Source organism: Paenibacillus jiangxiensis, assembly GCF_046098255.1.
In the GTDB taxonomy this organism is placed as follows: Bacteria; Bacillota; Bacilli; order Paenibacillales; family Paenibacillaceae; genus Paenibacillus; species Paenibacillus jiagnxiensis.
Window position 1 is genome coordinate 411465 of sequence record NZ_JBJURI010000001.1, and the last position, 17129, is coordinate 428593.

Below are 17129 nucleotides of genomic sequence, written 5' to 3' on the forward strand. Positions count from 1 at the left end.
CTACGCCGGGGGGATTCTTCACTGCTGCTCCAAGTTCCATGCAACTTCCACGGCCTTCGTTCATATGGCTGGGACTCAGCTCCCACTATTTCCTCTTACAGGCGTTCGTGACGACGTGGCAAGATTCACTTGATGGTACGGCCCAGTACCCTGCTCGCTTTGTCTCCGATAGATACTTTCGTCGATGTACTTCAGGTAAAGATTTCTCCAAGCGCAGGCATCCTAGCTACACATGAGCTTGGACCCTCCCGTTTACCGGACTCTCACCAGTTATAAAATGAGTGCTTAACCGGGCACGTGACAAAGGCGAACGCTGCCAGCCGTATTCATAGGCACCCTGTTACACATTCTTGATAACTTGCGGATCATTGCCGACGTAGAAGTTGCAATAATCCTTCGGGGCTTCCATATTTACGGCGTGGTGCCCCGATCAGCTCAATGGATTCTTCCACATCGGTGCTTGAACCTTTGTTAGAGATAAGCATAATTCTCATCAGTGAGTTGCCATCCCCTTATATCCCACTAGAAAACTCTTATATCCGTATCTGAAAATAAACAAGTCTCTGAAGGTAATAACGGTATAAATGAATTCAATCTTCTAATAAAGTTAAGACATCCCCTTTCCGCTATAGTTTCCCGTTTCACAGCGTGATTAAGCTTTGTTAAGAGTAGCAAAATTTTATATGATAATATCAATATATATAAAATTATACATATTTACAAAAAAATACCTTGGTAAATATTATATATTTATATGTTATTCGGCCGAAAATACATATAAATATAATAGAAAAGAGATGAGTTGTTTTTGGTTAAGTGGACAAAAAGAATTTCCCTTATTTTAGCATTAGCTATTGGCCTAAATACTGTATCTGTTGGAGTATCATTTGCAGATAACAACAGTTCAGTTACTAATGATACTTATTCTCTAGCTGCTGTAGAAAATATTATTGTAGAAGATCAACACGATATGGAGATGAAGGCAGCCTACGCTGCTCTGGCTGAAGAAAATAAAAATCGAATTTCTAGTTCCAACGAGATGAAGGCTGCTACTGGAACAATCATCAGAAGACTGGTTGAAATAGTTTTTAAGAATGTAAGTAAAGGCTCAAGAGTTACTGCAAAAGCTACTCCAAGAAATATTATTACTGAGGTTTCTGCACATGCTGTAGAGAGAGCAGTTGAACGTGGAATCAGTAGCTTACAAATGGATAATGTTCTATCAGAAAAATCATCTGGAATGTTTGCAGTAGAAAAGTATTATGATACGCTTAATAATAATTCACGTATTATGCTTGATCGTAACAACAAGGTAGTCATTGTTATAGATAATTTGCTTAATACAATTATAACTACTTACAAGCTAGATAGTGTTTCCACTGTTGATAGTAGAATCAAAGATGGAAGATGGGTAAAAGGAAGTTTTAAATACAAATAATTAACTGTATAATTCTATAAGAGAGATTCTACTAAATTCGTAGAAAGTGTTGCGTTTTTATAGCAATGCTTTCTACTTTATTTCAGGAGGTAAACAATGGCGCAACTTCGTGATTATGAAAACCCAGATACATACTTTGAATTTTCTTTTTTATCACATACACCACGGGATGATGAGGGTAGTAGATTGATTTTGAAGTATTTTAAGAATTCCAACTTAGTTAGAGAAGTAAAATTTGGTTGGACTAACTTAATTGTTAGGAACTTTATTGAGATGACCAAGACGTTCCCAGATAATAAATACGATGGCTATTTTTCTCACTTTGAAGAGAACTTAGAAATTAAATGGATGCATGAATATAGTACAGACCTATATTTATTAATTCTGATGGACTTAGGCACACTTTTCACACTAAAGATAAAAAAAGAGGATATGTTAATGTTTGGGGAACAATTTGAAAATGAACTAAAAGAAGCCCCTTTGAATTGACTCTCTACTATGAACAGGACCTTCTAAATGAAGTAAATCATACGCGGGTTGACGAAGTAATCAGATGTGCTTGTAATCAGATTAATGGTTCCATCAATAAATCAACTCTTTCGAGGTGGCTTTTTAATGCCAATCTACTAAGATCACCCAAACTGATGCAATGGCTGCAACAATAACCTGCCCTAGGAACTCATCTCCCAGGGCAGGTTATTTGCAATTATTTTCACGCGGCCGTTGCTTGTCTTACAATCAATTCCGGCTTAAATTTAAGCTCACTGATCGGCTTGGAGCCGTTGATTTTGCACAGCAGCATATTCACAGCCACAAGCCTAATTCGGTTGCACGGCGACCGCACTACCATCGGAAACAGGCACAGCTTGTTTGGGACATTAGGTTGAAATCAGGTTCAACTTTCACCCGGATAGCGAAGTCCCCACTGGCTGCGGCATGCATCCAGCAGCTTCATAATGCCCAGAGATTCCTCCAGTGTAATCGTTGGGCTCTCCGTAAGGCCTTCGCTCAGGCAGCGGCCTACTTCCTCCGCTTCAAAAGCATATCCGGTGGAGACACGGTCATCGTTGAAGGTCTCCGCCTCTTGGCCTCCGATATGCAGGACCGCCGTTTTGGAATTCAAGAAGGATGGAATATGAATATAACCCTCGGTTCCATGGATATAGGCGTCATTGGTCAGGCCAAGACGCACCGCTCCGTTCAGCATCGCTGACCGGCCACCGCTGTAGGTAAGCATAATCGAGAATTCCTCATCGACACCCGTCTCGCCGATATGCGCCTTACTGTATATATCCTCCGGCTCATAACCAAAGATCATGGAAGCAAAGGATACCGGGTAGATGCCTGCATCAAGCAGCGCACCGCCTCCCAGTTCCAGATTCAGCAGTCTGCTCTCCGGGTTCCAGCCGGTACGGAAGCCGAACTCGGCCTTCAGCAGACGCACCTCGCCGATCTTGCCGGTATCCAGCCATTCCCGCACTTTGCGGATCGTCGGCAGGAAGCGGGTCCACATGGCCTCCATGAGGAACAGATTTCTTTCCCTGGCAAGCTTGATCAATTCCTCCAGCTCGCCGCTATTGATCGTAAAAGGCTTTTCACACAGCACCGCTTTGCCCGCGTTCAGAGCATCCAGCACAGCTTCCTTGTGGAAAGGATGAGGTGTCCCGATATACACGGCATCCACTTCGGGATCGTTTAACAGCTCCTCATAGCTCCCGTAGGCATGGGGGATCTGATATTTCTCCGCAAATTCGTTGGCGCTTTCTATTGACCTCGAACCGACCGCGTACAGCTCCCCGTTCGCCACATGAGCAAAATCAGCCGCAAATTTGCCGGCAATCCAGCCTGTGCTGATAATACCCCATTTCACTTTTTTCCCATCATTCTGTCCCATCTCTCCGCCTCCTCAAAGTGGTGATCCACACCTGCCGCAAGCTATCCCAGATGATATGTAATCGATTTCTTTTCCATTTTAACAAATCCGCGCACGCAAAAAAAGGAGATGCTTTAACACTTAAGCATCCCCTTCTTCATTCGCCTGCTCCACCATACGTGGCTTATTAATCCGCCTCCACATATTTCCATTCGTCTTCAGGCATATAATATTCATCTGACGAGAAACGCTGCTCCTTGAACGGATCGGCTGTATTATGAAAGCCGTTGCTCTCCCAGAATCCCGGCCGGTCTTCCTTCATGAATTCAATCCCGCGAATCCATTTGGCGCTTTTCCAGAAATAAAAAGCAGGCACGACCAGCCGCAGCGGCCAGCCATGCTTGGCGGTCAGCGGCTTGCCGTCATAGTTCCAGGCCAGCAGCACATCGTCCTTCAGCAAATCCGCCAGCTTCAGATTGGTTTCATAATCCGGATCAGCATGAATCATGACATATTTCGCCTCAGGCTTGACTTTGATTTCCTTCATCAGATCCGAGAAGCGTACACCCTCCCAAGGGGTATCGAACTTGGACCAGCGGGTCACACAATGAATGTCGCTGACCGTACGGGTTACAGGCAGCGCCTGCAGCTCATCAAAAGTAAACGTTCGCTCCTCCTCCACCTCTCCGAAAATACGCAAATCCCATGCGGCCAAATCGTATTCGGGCACAGCTCCTTCATGCAGGATGGGAAAGCTCTCGGTGAGGGTCTGTCCGGGCGGCAGGCGGCGTGCCCGCTCCGCATCCAGTTCGGGACGCTCCGGCACCCGGGCCGCCTTAAGGCGGTCGGCTTTGTTCTGCATCTGCTTCTCCTCCTATTACGAGTTTCAGGAGCTCGGTTCACTCCGGTTATATCTATCTGTATAAAACTATACCCTGATTGTCAACCCGTTAGCCATCCGAACAGCTACCGTACGTCCAGTGCATCGAAGTACGGATACATGCTCCCTGCCCATCCGGCAGCAGCAAACATCCCGATAAAATAAACCATCAGCCAAGCATCCGCCCGTGAGTACCCGATCACATAATAATACGTGCGCTTCGCATCCGAAAATCCCTTGGCTTCCATCGCAACAGCAATGCGCTGCGCGCGGCGGATGCTTTGCGCAAGCAGCGGGATGGCATACATTTTGATTCTGGCATACAGATTCCAGCGGCCGATATGACGCTTCGCTCCCCGGATGGCCAGTGCATGCCGGAGCGTCTGGAATTCCTCGACCAGGATGGGAATCATCCGCATTGCCGCAAGAAAGCTGTATGCATACTTCGGAGGAAGCCGCCACTGCTGCATCAGGGAATAAAACAGCTTTACCGGCCGGGTCGTAAGTCCGAACAGCAGGCCCACAGCCGCCATGCAGATTGCTCTGCAGCCCAGATGTAGCCCCCGGTAAAAGCTTTCCTCCGTAATATGCACCAGCCCCCATCTCCACCAAGTCGTCTCTCCTTTACCGAAAAACATCATTCCTGTCGAAGTGGAGATAAAGATCAGAATAAACGGGGAAGCGTATAACAGCAGCCGTTTCCACGGATGCCCGCCCCCCGTAAGCAGCAGCAGCATTCCTGCCGCAAGATTGATCATGATATTCAAATTATGAATCCATATCACTGCCGGAAACAGCATAGCGAACAAGAGAAGCTTCAAGCCCGGATTTACCTGGTGCAACCAGGTCTCGCGGTGCGGAAAAGTCAGCTGCACAGTTCGACCCTCCCACCCCGTACCCGCCATTCATCCGTACAGTAACGGCGGACCACTTCGGAATCATGAGTAACCATGATCACTGCCGTGCCCGCCCTGCGTAGCGATTCAAGCAAGTCAAGGATCGCAAAGGTATTGCGGGCGTCCTGGCCGAAGGTGGGCTCATCCAGCAGAAGGACCTTCGGCGCGCGGATGATGGCAGTTGCAATGCTTAAACGGCGTTTCTGCCCGAGCGAGAGCTGGTAAGGATGCCTGTCCTCCAACTGCAACAAGCCGAAGCGGGCAAGCAGCTGCCGCACCTTCGGCTTCCGCTGTTCCGCATCCGGGTGATCCAGAAGGATCGAATAGGCCACCTCTTCATACACCGAGTTGGTAACAAACTGAAGCTCCGGATTCTGGAATACAAAGCCTATGTTTTCGGCCAGCTGCTCTGTTCCGCCTACAGGCCGTCCGCATACCTCGTAGCGGCCGTTTGTCTTGAGCAGGCCCATCATAGACAGGAGCAAGGAGCTTTTGCCCGCTCCGTTCGCACCGGTGATCCCGATCCACTGTCCTGCGAACACCTTCGCGTCATCGACCCGAATGACCTCCGTTCTGCCGCGCATTCCGGCAAAACCGCTGAGCTCCAGTACCGGAGAAGCGTCGTGACAGGATGAGCTCCCTTTTAAGCAGGACATCCCTCCTATAACCGGCTCAGCCGATGAAGAGCTCAGGAGGCGTGGAGAAGCCGCCTTCGTCCACACCCCCGGGTACCAAATGCCATACTCGCTTAACCTTTCCCTCTGTGTGGAGAACACCTCATCCGGCGTCCCGTCGGCAATGATTTCTCCAGTGTGAGACAGAACTGCTACCCGGTCCACCTCATGAATCACTTCACTGATCTTATGCTCCACGATAATGAGCGTCTTGTCCGCCGATATGTTGCGGATTGTATCCCAAACCTGTGCGGTTCCTTCTTCATCCAGCAGCGCTGTCGGCTCATCCAGGAAAAGCACCTCGGCTTCCGCTGCCAGCACAGTCGCAACAGACAGCCGCTGCTTCATTCCCTGTGACATTTCCTGAATGGGCATTCCCGCTTTTACTTCCGCCAATCCGACACGTGCCAGGCAATCCCGGATGCGGGAGGGCATTTCCTCACGCGGAATACGGCGGTTTTCCAGCACAAAAGCCAGCTCTTCATCTGCAAAAGGCATGCAGAACTGGGTATCAGGGTCCTGAAACACCACTCCGGAACGTTCCGGGACAATGACTTCATCGCATTTCATCGGAATCTCGACGGCAGCGGGGATCAAGCCGCTCAGCACCTGGAGCAGCGTTGATTTGCCGCAGCCGCTCGGCCCAAGCAGCAGCAGCTTTTCCCCTTTACGGACGGAAATAGACAATCCTTGGAAGAGCAGGCTTTGCTCTCCCGGAAATTTCAGCTTCAGGTTGGTAACACCCGCTGCCGCAGAGAACTCATGCCCCATGCTCAATCCAGTGCCTCATAATCTTCCCGGGAGACGGGACGGAGCGATTGGGTCACACCTGTCAGCTCAAGCGCCTTCGACAGATAATAAGCGAAGAAACCCGCAATCACGACACTTCCGAGCAGTCGCAGCCCGATGAACAGCGTATAGTTCCATGCCGTCAAGGATTCAATGTAGCCGTAATAGAAATCAAGGATGAGCGATCCGGCTGCCGCGCCGACAGCGGCTAGGCATGTTACAAGCAGATTATTTTTCCGGTACAGGAACATGGCGAAAAACAGCTCCGCCCCCAGCCCCTGCAGCAGTCCGTAATACAAAGTGGAAATCCCCCATTCGCTGCCCAATAAAGCGCTGACGGTTGAAGCGGCCACCTCCGCCAGAACGGCCACCCCCGGCTTGCGGATAATAAGATAGGCAAACGTTCCTGCCATAAACCACATTCCATAAGTAATCTGCTCCGCGTGCAGGCCCAGCGGTTTAACCATGTCATAAGCCGGACCCCAGATTTTGTACACCATGCCGAATACCACCGCAATCACGATGGTGACCAAAATATCGGTCAGCTTCAGCTTGTTTCCCCTTTTAGAGCTAAATGCTGTCATATCCTTTAACTCCCCCATTCAAAATAATAAAATAAAAAAACCTGCCCCGATCCGGGCAGGCAGCTGCGCAGTATGAATTCATATGCTGTCAGATATCCCGACAGGCAGACTGCGGGAAACAGCAGGCAATCAGCTGCGGCGTTTCCGCCTGCAGGCTGCATGCATACTGACTGCAATTGTTCTTCTCTACGCTGGCATTACCCAGATCAGATTTCACGGTCGGCGGCATGTGGCCACCCTCTCAGCCTGACTTCATCAAGCTCCCGTTTCTTTTTGGAATCATGAATAATGTACACCACATTTACAAAGCTGACAATATCCCATCTAGAACTGATCCCGGAATACATTTCCGGTTCAGACAGGGTTTCACTTTTCATAGAAATGTAGTATACTCACAAAAAAAAGGGGAACAAACGTTCTTATTGAGGAGGCATTGCCCATGGCCAGAAAAACCTATGAACAGACGACGATCAAGCAGACCCTAAACCGGGTTAAGGCCGAAAGCATGCCTTTTGACTGGTCCATCAATCCTTATCGCGGCTGTTCGCACGGCTGCCATTTCTGTTATGCCAGAGCTTTCCAGAGCTATATCGGCAAAGAAGCGGACGATGAGTTCCAGAACCATATTCTCATGAAAATGAACGCACCCGAGGCGCTGGAAGCGCAGCTGTCCCGGATGGCGCGCAAATATAACTATGATATCGGCGAATTGGTGGAAAGTATAGGCCACGTTGCCATCGGCACCGCAACCGATCCTTATCAGCCTGTGGAAGGCAAAACGAAAATTACGCGCGAATGTCTAAAGGTGCTCGCAAAATACCGGATCCCTACCAGCATTACGACGCGTTCGCCCTTGATTTTGCGTGACCTCGATGTGCTGAAGGACATGAATATGATCTCTGTAAATATCAGTCTAGGCACACTCCACACGGAGATTATCCGCAGGATGGAGCCTGCCGCCCCGCTGCCGGGCAAACGGCTGGAGACTGTCGGAGAACTGTCTGCAGCAGGGATACGAACCGGATTGTTCATCGCCCCGATTCTTCCTTATTTGACGGATTCGGCCGAAGATCTGAATGAACTGTTCTCGGCTGCACAGCAGCATAAGGCATCGTTTGCGATGACCTCCATCCTGAGGCTGACACCGGATGTAAAGGCATGGTTTCTGCATGCCCTGGAGCAGCACTATCCCCATCTGCTGCCCGCATACAGGAAGTTATATAGAGGATCCTATGCGGATTCGGATTACAGGGAGGTGAAGAAAGCGGAATTCCGCAGCCTGCGTGCGCAGTACTCCTTACAGGACGATGTACCTTCCCCTCCCCGGACCGGGCATTTAAGCCAGTCTGGCTCCTGCCCGATGACGGCTTTTGAGTATTCTGCATCTTCTCCTGTTCCTCTGACCGGACCGGAAGTGGAGCAGTTAAGCTTTCAGTTTTAGCGCGACAAGCCATTTTGAAGACCTAGGCAAATCATGATCTTTCAGAGGCACGCCGTACGGATAATCCTTGTATGAATTCGACGTTTATGGGCTAAGCTGATATAGCACCCAGGTCATAGACTCCTCGTTAACGAACCCCGGTCAGCAGCAAATTTTGCCGCTCCGGGGTTCATTTTTTGCATTACGTAGACTGCTGCCGCTAAACATTCCATACCTCCTGCAGCGCGGAACGAAAGAGCTCATCCAGTTGCTGATCATATGCATCCTCAGCCTGCCTTAAGCCAGGAGCGGTCTGTTCGTAATAGGCGATCCGTTCCTGTATAAAAGCATTCACAGGCTGCAGCTGCGGCTCCATATCCAGCTCCTCCCCGGCTTTCTTGCGCTCCAGCAGCCGCATGATGATGTCATACAGCACGGAATCGGCCGGAAGCTGATCTTCGATCAGCTTATCGAATAAAATCGGCGGCATACTGTCATGCTTTTCAATCCAGCCGCAGGCCAGTAGCGGGCGGAGGACATAAAAGTATTTTTTAATCTTCACCTGTTCACCCTGCAAATAGTCCCGGAAATTGCCCTTCGCCATGTTCAGGTAATGGTACATACATGACTTCGGTGAAAAGGTTAAGGGGGATATACTGCGGATTTGCCCGGCAACAGAATACTTTTCATAGTACGGCAGCGGCGACTGCAGCCATTCCAGCAGCGGCGGATTCGACTTGCGGAACAGCTTCAAGGCCTTTTTCAAATCCCAACCGTTGATATCGAGCATCCCGCTTATGGGCTGCTCAATGACGTCCCTCTTTTCAAAGATCGACAGGTACCACTCTACCGGCCGAACATATATAAACCGCACATCATAATCGCTGTCCCGGGACGGAAACCCCCATGCCCGGCTGCCGGACTCGCAGGCATATACGATTCTGACCTGCTCCTCCCGCTCAATACGCCGCAGTTCTTCCAATATTCTGGTGTTCATTTCAGTTTCAGACATATGCTTCTCTCTCCTCTCGTTGCATCCGCTTGGTACCTGTATCATCCCCTATTCCTTCTCTCCTGAAAACGGCAAAAGTATGACGAGGGCTCCCCCAAGATTAAAAATTCCTGTTACAATGTGGAAATCAGCTTTATTTAGAAACGGGGTGTTGAATATGGCCAAAGAAAGCTTCGACAAGGAGATCCAGTTCCTGCGTATGCTCGTATTAACGAGCGGCGCATACAGCCGCCAGCAGTTCGCCGAGCGGCTCGGGATTTCTGTACATACGTTTGACAAAACATTGCGGCGCCTGAAGGAAATCGTGCAGACCGTACAGCGGAAGCTGTCGGAAGATCAAAGCAATGATTTTGCCGAAATGCTGCGCTACACCTATTATGATTCAACAGACCCGTTGCTGCTGTTTCTATTCCGCGCCAAATCGCTCAAGGAGACGGAAAGCGTGCGTCTCAGTAAAATCGTAACTGCGCTGCAGGAGCAGCAGCTCACCGTGCTTGAGCTGCTGGATCAATGCTGCAGCGATCTGCCTCCCGAGGCCGCTCTGCCCGATGAGAAGACCGTGCGCTCGGACCTGAAATACCTGGAGGAGGTCGGGGTGATTCGCAAGGAGCCTGGGGGAAGACCGTACCGTTATGGAGTGCGTAATGAATTGATCACTATGCTGGATGATGAAGAACTGAACAGATTGTATGATTTTGTGGATATTATGGCCAACACTCATCTTCCTTCCGTGCAGGGGTACCTGCTTCGCGACAATCTGAAGAAATCGCTGCGCCGCCTCTCTACGGACCGGGACATTGCAGAGCCTTTTCTTTATAAATATCACTATTATTCCCGCATTCTGGACGAAGCGCATCTGCATCCGCTGCTGCAGGCCATCCGGCACCGCCGCAGCGTCTCGTTCCTGTACTTTGCCGCAGGCAAGCGCAGCATGTACGGGTCCCGGAACACCAACCCGCTTTTTGCCAAAGAAACCGATGGCCGACTTCAGCAGCTGCTTCCGCTGCAGATCGTCCATGATCACCAATATGGCCGCTGGTATCTGCTCGGATATGACCGGCGGGGCATCGTCAAAATCAGAATGGAGGGCATTACACAGCTTCAGGAGGAAGGGACTGTATCAGAGGAGGAGTTCACAGCCAAGCTGCAGGTGCTGGAAGAGCGAACCCGCTGCAGTTGGCTGATCGATACGGGGCAGCCTGTGAAGATTAAAGTCCGCTTCTTTCGGCCCGAGGGGGCGAAGCGTGATTTCATCAAAGAACGCGTCCTCCTGCAAGGGCAGTGGGGAACCGTCATGGAAGAAGACAGCCATTCTTTCATTTATGAGATCACAGTCAATGGCATGATGGAGATCAAGCCGTGGCTGCGCAGCTTCGGCTCAAGCTGTGAGGTACTCGAACCAGCCCGCCTACGAAGCGAGTTCATTGAGGAATGGAAGGAGATTCAAGCCTACTATGAGCCTGTTCGAGAAAATATTTAACTACCAGGTCATTTCGCGGCTCGACGAATCCGGCGCATTTGCCACCACTTCGCAGGAGCGGTCGTGGCTGCACACGATGCTGTCGGACCCGGCTGCCGAAGCGGCGTTCCTGCCGGATACTCTTGCCAAGCTCCGCACCCTGCTGGAAGCGGATGAACCGCTTGATCCGGCCTCCGCCCTTACCGAGAAAGCGGGCCCCCCGACCGCTTCAGTCTTTCATCCGCTGATCCCGGAGCTGCGTGCATGTATTCTGATCCGTGCAGGGATTCGCATTTCTTTTCGGCTGCGGAACGGCAAGATGCATGAGGATTTGCAGGGCTTTCCCTACAAGCTGGAATTCTCCATGGTCAAGCGGGACTGGTCCCTGCTCTGGTATAACATGAGGCATCGTTCCTTCATGTGCACCAAGCTGGAGAACATCGTTTCAGTCAGAGAGATGCCCCTTGCCCCGGAACGGGCTGCTCAGCTGGGGGCCCGCATCGATTCCATTGTGGATTCGCGGCGGGAGCAGGTCGTCATTGAAATTGTTCCTTTATATAATCCCGAGCTCTCCCGTATCCTGTACGCCTTCTCCTGCTTCGAGAAGGATGTGGTCTACCTGGACGAAACAGACACCTACCGCATGACCTTGACCTACCAGGCGGATGAATCCGAGTACGTGCTGTCCAAAATCCGTTTTCTGGGTAAAAGGATCAAGGTGGTGGAAGGCGCATACCTCCTCTCCCGCATGAGAGAAACAGCCGCTAAAGCTCTGGCGCGATATGGTATCACGTAGGAGGAGTTCCTGTGTATATGTGCAGTTTTGGTAGGCTATTTTCCAAGGCCATTGTCAGTTAAACTAGCATTGCAACACATCTGACAAGGTACATTTCTAATCATCAAAACATTTCTAACGGATACCACAGCCGCTATTGGCCCCAAGAACGTTGATTTCAAATTATAGCGGTTGCCATGTCGCTTATTTCACTTAACCCGGATATTTTCGCCTAGATTGATGCAAATAACGGCAGTCACAACTGTTAGAATTTAGAACAGGTCCTTTTTCGTAAAATAGCAGCTACTGCAACCGTTAGATTTCCGGCGGGTGCAATATCAGCTCGAAAATATGAACTTTTGCAGAAATGTGGAAGATATCAGGGCTACAAGTTGTTTTGTGCAGGAGGGGTATGAAACTTAAAAAGTCGAGAACAAGGAACACTCCTGTTCTCGACTTTTTTGTCAAACCGGAAATCGTCAGGGAATTGCCGATTTCCTCATTTAGTTTGGGCATGCAGGGTGCAGCGGAGAGGACGAAGCAATTCCGGAAAAGCGGAGCGTTCGCCTTTGGCCCGGAGGGTCAACAGCGATGGTAGGAATGCTTCGTTCTCGGAGCGTCTCACAACAATCTAAAGGGATGCTCAGTTCAATAAGCCTTGTAAAGTACTCCCGTTTCAGAGCTGGCTGCATTAAGGCAGAGCTTTCCCTCTTGCACTGACGTACAGGGTGTACCATTCTTCCCGAGTCATCAGCTCCGCCTGGCGTTCTGCATCCTGGCAGGCTGTTATACGCTCAGGATTCGCAGTACCGATGACAGGCTGGATCAGGGCCGGGTGCTTCATCAGCCAGGCAAGCACAATCGCTTCCCTTGTCGTGCCTTTTTCCTCTGCCAAACGCTTGACCAGCTCTGCCGTCCGCACAATATGCTCGGGCTCATCCTCCAGTGCTCTGCCCGAGAAGCGTCCCTGCGCGAGCGGCCCCCAGGACTGAATCTGGATATCCTTTGTGCGGCAAAATTCCATTAAACCTTCCGCAAACCGCACATCCGTGCCGGCCTGCTGGTTGACATGCACCGTTTCGTCAAGGAAGTGCAGATGCGCCAGGCTCATCTCCAGCTGATTCACGACAAGCGGCATGGACAGGCTGCGCTCCAGAAACTGGATCTGCCCCACACTCATATTGGAGACACCGAAATGACGGACTTTACCCGATTCCTTTAGTTTCGTGAAGGCAACGGCCACCTCCTCCGGCTCCACCAGCGGATCAGGGCGATGAAGAAGCAGCACGTCCAGATAATCCGTGCCCAGTCGTTTGAGGGACCCGTCTACCGATTCAAGGATATGCGAATAGGAGAAATCAAACATGCCGGGCAGCTCCCCCTCTGCCAGACGAATACCGCACTTGGATTGAATCACAATCTGCTCCCGCAGGCCTGGCTGCGCTTTCAGAACCTTCCCGAACGTTTCCTCCGCTTTGCCTTTGGTGTAGATGTTAGCATGGTCAAACATCGTAATGCCGATGGAGCGCGCGGCTTCCACCGCTTTTTCAGCTTCCTTTATATGTTCCTGCGTGATAGGTTCCCTGTTCCAGCCCCCGCCAAATGGCATGCATCCCAGTACCAGGCGGCTGTCCGAAATTCCTCGCTTCTCAATTGGCATGATTCTCATAGTGCAACTGTTCCTCCTCCGAGTGGGATAAGTATAGAATGGATTCACGATCCATTCTATCTTACACCCAACCGGAGCAGGCTGTCATGAATAAATTGAAACGTTTACATCGGAAATACTCAGCCAAAAATCCCCATACTTATGTAGCGCTCGCCTGTATCAGGGGCGATGCACAGCACCCGTTTGCCCTTGCCGAGACGCCGCGCTTCCTGCAGGGCCGTCCATACGGCAGCACCGCCGGACGGGCCGATCAAAATCCCTTCCCTCGCTGCCAGCTCCCGCACAGTCGCGATCGCATCCGCGTCCTCAACCTGGACAATCTCATCATAAACCCCGGTGTTCAGGATGTCGGGAATAAAGCCGGGGCTTGTCCCCACCAGCTTGTGAGGACCAGGCTTTCCTCCGGACAGCACCGGTGAGCCCTTTGGCTCGACCACCACGACCCGGATCTCCGGCAGATGTTCACGCAGCACTTCGCCTGTGCCTGTGATGGTTCCTCCTGTGCCGGATGAAGCTACAAAAACATCCAGCCTTCCCTCCATCTGCTCCAATATTTCCAGAGCGGTCGTGGTGCGGTGAATGTCAGGATTGGCCGGGTTTTCGAACTGCTGCGGAATGAAGCTGCCTTCAATTTCCGCACCCAGTTCCTGTGCTTTGCGGATTGCGCCCGGCATCCGTTCCTCAGCCGGGGTAAGCGCCACCTCGGCTCCATAGGCCTTCAGGATATTGATCCGTTCTTTCGTCATATTGGACGGCATGACCAGAATCGCCCGGTAGCCTTTGGCAGCGGCATTCATAGCCAGCCCGATTCCCGTATTACCGCTGGTCGGCTCAATGATCGTTCCACCCGGACGAAGGCGCCCGTCCTTCTCCGCCTGTACGATCAGATTATAAGCCGCCCGGTCTTTCACGCTGCCGCTCGGATTAAACATCTCCAATTTGACATAGACATCGGCATCCTCCGGACCTGTCAGCCTGCCCAGCCGGACACAGGGGGTATCCCCGATTAATTCAGTTATATGTTGAACCACTTTGGCTGTCATTTGATCTCCCGCTCCCCCTCACCGATCAGGTCCAGAAAAGCCGCAGGCAGCCTGAACTGCCGGTTGCTGACGAGAATACTGCCGAATTCGTCCTCCGACTGCAGTGTATTGCTCTCTTTGATCTCCTTGATGTCAGTATGGAGGCGTTCCATTTTACGGTCCAGTTCGTCCGCGGCGTCTGCAGCCGCCTTCAGCTCCTGCAGGAGATGCTCCGGAACGGACTGATTATATTTGTAAAAGATTTTGTGCTCAAGACTGGCCCAGAAATCCATCGCGATGGTGCGGATTTGGATTTCTACACACACACGCTCCTGACGATCCGACATAAACACAGGAACCTCCACCAGCATATGCAGACTTTTATACCCGTTCGGCTTGGGGTTCCGGATATAATCCTTGATCTCGAGAATTGTGAGATCGTCCTGATTTTCAAGCATGCTCTGGATCCTGTAAATGTCCGAAATGAAAGAGCAGGTAATGCGGAGACCGGCAATATCCTTAATGTTCTTTTTGATATCATGAAGCGATAAGCCGCAGTTTTTCCGGTATATTTTCTTCATAATGCTTTCCGGGGACTTCAATCTGGATTTGGTATGCTCAATGGGGCTGTAATCATGGAGGGACTGAAACTCTTCCTTGAGAATTTCCACTTTCGTTTCAATTTCATCGAGTGCAAATTTGTACATCATCAAAAAACGTGTGATCTCGGTTTTAAGTTTTTTCAACTGTTCCATCTGTGCTTGTTTACCCATGCGGAATCTCCTTTGCTTGTAAAGCGCGCGCTGATGTCGGATAACTATTCAAAAATCATATCCGTGCTGATTAGGCGGCAAATGATTATGTAATTATAATATCATTGATTGGCCCTGCTTTCGAATTTCAGCTTGCATGCAGACCAGCCGCCGCAGTTTCTTCAAATTTTTACGTTTCCTTCATCCATGACAGGCTGTCAAATGCTATACTGAACAGAAAACAAAAGATACATACAAAAAAGGATAGGAGAATGACTCTTCCATGAATACCAGACCTCAAAATGTAAAGGGAAAAGAGCGCTTTCCCTTCTCTTTGCTGTGCCTGACGCTCGGGGCCTTCGCCATCGGGATGACCGAATTCGTCATTATGGGTCTGCTCCCCAATGTGGCTCAGGATTTGGGGGTGACGATTCCCCAAGCCGGGCAGCTGATCACCAGTTATGCCATCGGCGTTGCTGTTGGCGCGCCTATTCTGACAATCCTTACCCATAAGGTTCCGCAGAAAAAGCTGTTATGTCTGCTCATGATCATTTTTATTCTTGGTAATGCCTTGTCTGTCATCGCGCCCAATTACGGTTTTCTGATTGCTGCACGTATTGGGACTGCCTTTGCTCATGGCACCTTTCTTGGAGTCGGGTCACTGATGGCCGCCCGCCTTGTCCGTCCGGAAAAACGGGCCGGGGCTGTCTCACTGGTTCTATCCGGCCTGACGGTCGCCAACATTGTCGGCGTGCCATTCGGTACGTTCATCGGACAGCAGCTGGGGTGGCGCGCTTCCTTCGCCGCCATCGTCATTATGGGATTAATCTCCCTGGTTGGAATCATACGCTTTATCCCGGTCATGCACCAGGATCAGCACACAAGCATCGCCCAGGAAATCCGGAGCCTTGTGAATCCGCAGGTGCTGCTGATGCTGCTTACGGGGGCGTTCGCTTGTGCCAGCCTGTTCGCGGTATTTACTTACATTACACCGCTGCTGATGGAAATCAGCGGTTTTGCCGAAGCAAGCATCACGTGGATTCTGGTCCTGTTCGGTATCGGGGTAACCATCGGCAATATCGTCGGTGGACGGCTGGCCGACTGGAAGCTGATGCCGTCCCTGATCGTCAACTTTGGCGTGCTGGCCGTCATTCTGGCTGTGCTGACCTTTGCTCTCCAGAGCAAAGCCCTGGCGATCATCACCGTCTTTATTTGGGGAATCGCCGCGTTTGGCATGATGCCTGGACTGCAGGTGCGCATAATGAACCTGGCGTCCGAAGCTCCTTTGCTCGCATCGACCAGCACCCACTCCGTGCTGAACCTCGGCAACGCCAGTGGCGCTTTTCTAGGCGGTGTAGTCATCACGTACATGGGGTTGCAGCAACTGCCCTGGGTATCCGGGATCATTGCTCTGGCCGGGATGGCGGGAGCACTTGCCAGCCTGGCGCTTGAACGCCGCCTGAACTCAGCGAGCAAGCAGGTGAAGCTGGGCAGCTCGGCTTAACAATATCAGTAACAATGAAAGGGACTTCCAGACAGCAGGCTTGGAAGTCCTTTTTCAGCTTTAACCAGAAGTAGCAAATCTTCCAGTTAGCAAGCGAGTAAACAGGCGAAAACATAACTTTATAGTGGGAGTGTGAAATATGAAAAAAATATTATTGGTTTGTATTATGATCATGTTGATGCTAGCATCGGCTTGTGGAAATGTTGAAACGACATCAAATCCAAATACTTCTAGTGAGCCTACACCTGAAACGGATGAGTCTTTTATTCCAAAAAACACATCCGATTGTCTTAATGCAGAAATTTTAAATTTGGATAGTGAAACTGAAAAATATTTCTATGGAACTTGGAAAGTTGAGAAGCTTTTAGGATTTGCAAATTCA

17 protein-coding genes and 1 pseudogene are annotated in these 17129 nt (G+C 50.5%); 8 read left to right on the forward strand and 10 right to left on the reverse strand.

The window, feature by feature from the left end; all coding sequences use genetic code 11:
* Positions 1-808: 808 nt before the first annotated feature.
* Together ACI1P2_RS01765 and ACI1P2_RS01770 are read left to right on the forward strand one after the other, a co-directional pair.
* A complete protein-coding gene (locus ACI1P2_RS01765; protein ID WP_355316256.1) occupies positions 809-1438 on the forward strand; it encodes a DUF4258 domain-containing protein in 630 nt (209 codons plus the stop codon).
* Between the two features lie 96 nt (positions 1439-1534).
* Complete coding sequence (locus ACI1P2_RS01770) at positions 1535-1927, forward strand: hypothetical protein (RefSeq protein WP_355316258.1); 393 nt, start codon at positions 1535-1537, stop codon at positions 1925-1927.
* Positions 1928-2150: 223 nt separating this feature from the next.
* On the opposite strand, the gene ACI1P2_RS01775 is transcribed toward ACI1P2_RS01770, so the two are convergent.
* The 6 genes from ACI1P2_RS01775 to ACI1P2_RS01800 all read right to left on the reverse strand — a co-directional run bounded on the left by ACI1P2_RS01775 (position 2151) and on the right by ACI1P2_RS01800 (position 7134).
* The gene (locus ACI1P2_RS01775) at positions 2151-2288 is read right to left on the reverse strand and encodes a hypothetical protein (RefSeq protein ID WP_408976102.1); all 138 of its coding nucleotides are present in this window, start codon (positions 2286-2288) and stop codon (positions 2151-2153) included.
* Between the two features lie 45 nt (positions 2289-2333).
* The gene (locus ACI1P2_RS01780) at positions 2334-3332 is read right to left on the reverse strand and encodes a Gfo/Idh/MocA family protein (protein WP_355316260.1); all 999 of its coding nucleotides are present in this window, start codon (positions 3330-3332) and stop codon (positions 2334-2336) included.
* A 166-nt stretch (positions 3333-3498) separates the two neighbouring features.
* A complete protein-coding gene (locus ACI1P2_RS01785) occupies positions 3499-4173 on the reverse strand; it encodes a sulfite oxidase-like oxidoreductase (RefSeq protein ID WP_355316262.1) in 675 nt (224 codons plus the stop codon).
* Between the two features lie 104 nt (positions 4174-4277).
* Positions 4278-5066, reverse strand: coding sequence for an energy-coupling factor transporter transmembrane component T family protein (locus tag ACI1P2_RS01790; RefSeq protein ID WP_355316264.1), 789 nt, complete (start codon positions 5064-5066; stop codon positions 4278-4280).
* Positions 5057-6538, reverse strand: a complete 1482-nt coding sequence (locus ACI1P2_RS01795; protein WP_408976103.1) for an ABC transporter ATP-binding protein — start codon at positions 6536-6538, stop codon at positions 5057-5059. The genes ACI1P2_RS01790 and ACI1P2_RS01795 overlap by 10 nt, the downstream gene beginning before the upstream one ends.
* A complete protein-coding gene (locus ACI1P2_RS01800) occupies positions 6535-7134 on the reverse strand; it encodes an ECF transporter S component (RefSeq protein WP_355316265.1) in 600 nt (199 codons plus the stop codon). The genes ACI1P2_RS01795 and ACI1P2_RS01800 overlap by 4 nt, the downstream gene beginning before the upstream one ends.
* 82 nt (positions 7135-7216) lie before the next feature.
* Here ACI1P2_RS01800 and ACI1P2_RS31455 point away from each other — a divergent pair, with 82 nt between their 5' ends.
* The gene (locus ACI1P2_RS31455; protein WP_458295390.1) at positions 7217-7384 is read left to right on the forward strand and encodes a hypothetical protein; all 168 of its coding nucleotides are present in this window, start codon (positions 7217-7219) and stop codon (positions 7382-7384) included.
* Between the two features lie 189 nt (positions 7385-7573).
* Positions 7574-8575 (forward strand): SPL family radical SAM protein, encoded by a 1002-nt coding sequence (locus tag ACI1P2_RS01805; RefSeq protein WP_355316267.1) that lies wholly within the window; start codon positions 7574-7576, stop codon positions 8573-8575.
* 199 nt (positions 8576-8774) lie between these two features.
* On the opposite strand, the gene ACI1P2_RS01810 is transcribed toward ACI1P2_RS01805, so the two are convergent.
* On the reverse strand, positions 8775-9566 hold the full coding sequence (locus tag ACI1P2_RS01810) for a nucleotidyltransferase domain-containing protein (protein ID WP_355316268.1): 792 nt from the start codon (positions 9564-9566) through the stop codon (positions 8775-8777).
* A gap of 157 nt (positions 9567-9723) precedes the next feature.
* Between ACI1P2_RS01810 and ACI1P2_RS01815 the strand changes: the two genes are divergently transcribed.
* Positions 9724-11046, forward strand: a complete 1323-nt coding sequence (locus ACI1P2_RS01815; RefSeq protein WP_355316270.1) for a helix-turn-helix transcriptional regulator — start codon at positions 9724-9726, stop codon at positions 11044-11046.
* Entirely contained in the window at positions 11021-11821 is an 801-nt protein-coding gene (locus ACI1P2_RS01820) for a WYL domain-containing protein (protein ID WP_355316272.1), read from the forward strand. Before ACI1P2_RS01815 ends, ACI1P2_RS01820 begins: the two co-directional genes overlap by 26 nt.
* 670 nt (positions 11822-12491) lie before the next feature.
* On the opposite strand, the gene ACI1P2_RS01825 is transcribed toward ACI1P2_RS01820, so the two are convergent.
* The 3 genes from ACI1P2_RS01825 to ACI1P2_RS01835 all read right to left on the reverse strand — a co-directional run bounded on the left by ACI1P2_RS01825 (position 12492) and on the right by ACI1P2_RS01835 (position 15264).
* Positions 12492-13469, reverse strand: a complete 978-nt coding sequence (locus tag ACI1P2_RS01825; protein ID WP_355316274.1) for an aldo/keto reductase — start codon at positions 13467-13469, stop codon at positions 12492-12494.
* Between the two features lie 119 nt (positions 13470-13588).
* Positions 13589-14512 (reverse strand): cysteine synthase A, encoded by a 924-nt coding sequence (gene cysK / locus ACI1P2_RS01830; protein WP_355316276.1) that lies wholly within the window; start codon positions 14510-14512, stop codon positions 13589-13591.
* A complete protein-coding gene (locus ACI1P2_RS01835) occupies positions 14509-15264 on the reverse strand; it encodes a GTP pyrophosphokinase (protein WP_355316278.1) in 756 nt (251 codons plus the stop codon). The genes cysK and ACI1P2_RS01835 overlap by 4 nt, the downstream gene beginning before the upstream one ends.
* Positions 15265-15526: 262 nt before the next feature.
* On the opposite strand from ACI1P2_RS01835, the gene ACI1P2_RS01840 reads away from it, so the two are divergent.
* Positions 15527-16747: an MFS transporter gene (locus ACI1P2_RS01840; protein WP_355316279.1), complete on the forward strand. Its 1221-nt coding sequence runs from the start codon at positions 15527-15529 to the stop codon at positions 16745-16747.
* A gap of 139 nt (positions 16748-16886) precedes the next feature.
* Positions 16887-17129: pseudogene (locus ACI1P2_RS01845) on the forward strand (hypothetical protein); the annotation flags it as partial.